Origin of the sequence: Bowmanella yangjiangensis, from assembly GCF_017255015.1 — a bacterium.
Classification (GTDB): domain Bacteria; phylum Pseudomonadota; class Gammaproteobacteria; order Enterobacterales; family Alteromonadaceae; genus Bowmanella; species Bowmanella yangjiangensis.
Map to the genome: position 1 here is coordinate 1 of NZ_JAFKCS010000101.1, position 2,318 is coordinate 2,318.

Annotated in this window: 6 protein-coding genes; all 6 read right to left on the reverse strand. The window is 59.6% G+C overall.

The window, feature by feature from the left end:
• Nucleotides 1–355 (reverse strand): putative PDDEXK endonuclease (locus J0A65_RS22120; RefSeq protein WP_206596485.1); only part of this gene is annotated, 355 nt, incomplete at its 3' end.
• Between the two features lie 160 nt (nt 356–515).
• On the reverse strand, nt 516–731 hold the full coding sequence (locus J0A65_RS22125) for a hypothetical protein (RefSeq protein ID WP_206596486.1): 216 nt from the start codon (nt 729–731) through the stop codon (nt 516–518).
• Entirely contained in the window at nt 728–997 is a 270-nt protein-coding gene (locus tag J0A65_RS22130) for a hypothetical protein (protein ID WP_206596487.1), read from the reverse strand. Before J0A65_RS22130 ends, J0A65_RS22125 begins: the two co-directional genes overlap by 4 nt.
• Before the next feature lie 87 nt (nt 998–1,084).
• Nucleotides 1,085–1,447, reverse strand: coding sequence for a Ref family recombination enhancement nuclease (locus J0A65_RS22135; RefSeq protein ID WP_206596488.1), 363 nt, complete (start codon nt 1,445–1,447; stop codon nt 1,085–1,087).
• Nucleotides 1,444–1,947: a DNA N-6-adenine-methyltransferase gene (locus J0A65_RS22140; RefSeq protein WP_206596489.1), complete on the reverse strand. Its 504-nt coding sequence runs from the start codon at nt 1,945–1,947 to the stop codon at nt 1,444–1,446. Before J0A65_RS22140 ends, J0A65_RS22135 begins: the two co-directional genes overlap by 4 nt.
• Nucleotides 1,944–2,270, reverse strand: coding sequence for a DUF7768 domain-containing protein (locus tag J0A65_RS22145; protein WP_206596490.1), 327 nt, complete (start codon nt 2,268–2,270; stop codon nt 1,944–1,946). Before J0A65_RS22145 ends, J0A65_RS22140 begins: the two co-directional genes overlap by 4 nt.
• Nucleotides 2,271–2,318: the final 48 nt, after the last annotated feature.

Sequence of the window (2,318 nt, forward strand, 5' to 3'; positions counted from 1 at the left end):
CTTCCGGCTCGATGGCTACCCATGACTTGCAGGGCTGCCAGATGTCAGGACGCAGCTCGGCGGCGTCGATGTAGAAGGTCCAGCCCTTGCGGTTGACCTTGACAGCCAGGACCGGGCGGGCCTTGATGGCGTTCGCTTGCTCGAGCGTCTGCGCCCACATGTTCAGCAGCGCGCCGCGTGGCGGTTGCTCGGCACGGGCCTTGATCTCCGGTGCCCAGCCATCCAGACCGGTGATGTCATGCCCGCCAGACCTCGACTGCTCAAGGTTGCGCTGGCATGACACGCCGAGGTGTGTGGCGACCATTGCGCAGAATTCGCGTTCGACGGCTGCGCCCTTGGCGCGGGAGTTGGTCATGAGCAAAGCACCTTTCTTTTTACTGTCCCGCAGGTCTTGCACTTGAGAACGTAGTAGCAGCCAGTGGCCATAATTTTGCCGCGCGAGTTTTCTCTTTCGTATGGCCCATGCTTGATGACCTCCATGTCGTGAACGCCAAGAAAACACCAGATTTTCTTATTCATGCCGGATCATCTCCATCCAGAATCATGACCAGAGGCCCCATTGAGGCCTCAGAGCCGACCTGGGCGAATGCGTCATTGATGAATACAGGCAGCAAGTCGAGATCCTGGTACTTCTCGAGAACATGGCGCAGTTCGTCCATCATCGATTCGTGCATCGCCAGTTGATTGGCCAGCCGATCCGGCTTCACGTTCAGCGGGGTGACGTTGTTCATGGTGCCTCCCATACGCCGATGTACCCATCGACCTGGTTATGGCCGCAGCAGCAGCCAGTTGTGACAACTTCGAGAGCCCACAGGGCTTGCACGGCATCGGCAATGCAGCGGTCGACACAGGTTGTTTCGCGGAATTGCAGGCAGCCGATATTCCCGATCTTCAGCATGTGATCTGGAGTCTTCAGCTCCACCTGGTTGGTGTAATCGCCTGGGTGCACACCAGAGCAGGCGCACCCTTTGGGAATGCGGATATTGAAATCAGGCATCGGACACCATCCTTTGCGTTTGCATGTGGAAGTGGCCGGCCAGGGCGGAAGCCACGATGCCGCCTGGCGATAGGGCGCTGACGTTGCTCATGCAGCCTCCTTCAGCCCGAAGAGGGCCTGAATAGTCACTGGAACCTTGAGGCCCATCTGCTGGAGCTGGAGAGCACATTCGGTCATCAGCTCGCGCTGGGTGCCGTAGCGCTGCTCGAATCGGGCTTTGTACGGGTGAACGGCGATCAGTCCGGCGAGACCGGTGCCGTCTTGATGGTGTCCGGCGCACATTGGCAAAACGAGCCAGTGCGCGTTGGGCTTCGTGCGGCCGTCGACGTGATGGATCGAGACGTGGAAGTTGCGGGCGCCGAACTCCTTGAAGCAGGCGATGCAGCCCACGTGCTGTGCGAGGATGTCGTGATAGCGCTTCTGCTGAGCGCTGACTGTGCGGCCTTTCATGCTGAAGCCCTCCGCAGAACCGGCACAAGCTGGCCAAGCCCAGATCGCTCCAGCGCAGCCACGTTGACCAGACCGTAAGCCACCAAGCAGATGGGGGCGCCGGAGTTGAACGACGCCCTACTGCCGTCTACGCGGTGGAAGTGCGGTCGACCCTGCAGGAACAGAACAGCATCAGCCGCGCCCCATACCGACTCGAAGAACATTGCCGTCTCGGTGCGCGCTGGAATCAGTGCGATGCCGTTGCCATGGGCGGCTAACTTGCGCAGCCACTTCGAAGCCTCCCGGCCAAACGGCGGGTTCATCCAGACTCGGCCTTTCCACTCTTGCGAAAGTCCGTCTTCTTCCTTGCTGTAGTGAATTGCAGCAGTCGGCCACGGGCGGCGCGATTCGTGCGGCGAGCAAGGATCGAGGTCGAATGAACCGAGAGCTGCAAGGATTTCAGGCGGTGTCAACCATTCATCTGTGCCCATGACTGGAGATTGGTGGCCGGACATGCTCATGACCGCGCCTCCAGATAACGAATCTCGACTGGAACTCCAGCGGCCTCAGCTGCTTTTATGCCGTACTCCATGCCCTTGCTGATTCCACGGTCCGCGTATACAACCGATGCATGTGCAACTGCTCGCCATGCGAGGCCGGCGTCAATCCCATGCTGCCGCTCTGATTCGATCTCATCGCGCAGAACCCCAGGCTGCGTGTATAGAAGATGTGAGGCGATGGGGGCCTCACCGCGAAGCAGTGAATCGCGTACGCAGGCGCGAGCGTATTCAATGTTCGAATCAACGTCGCCCGCAAACGGGCTTTCAAGAATGACCAGTCTCATGCAAAGCTCCCGATCAGATCAGCGGCAGCCATGGCGTCTGCCTCGGTT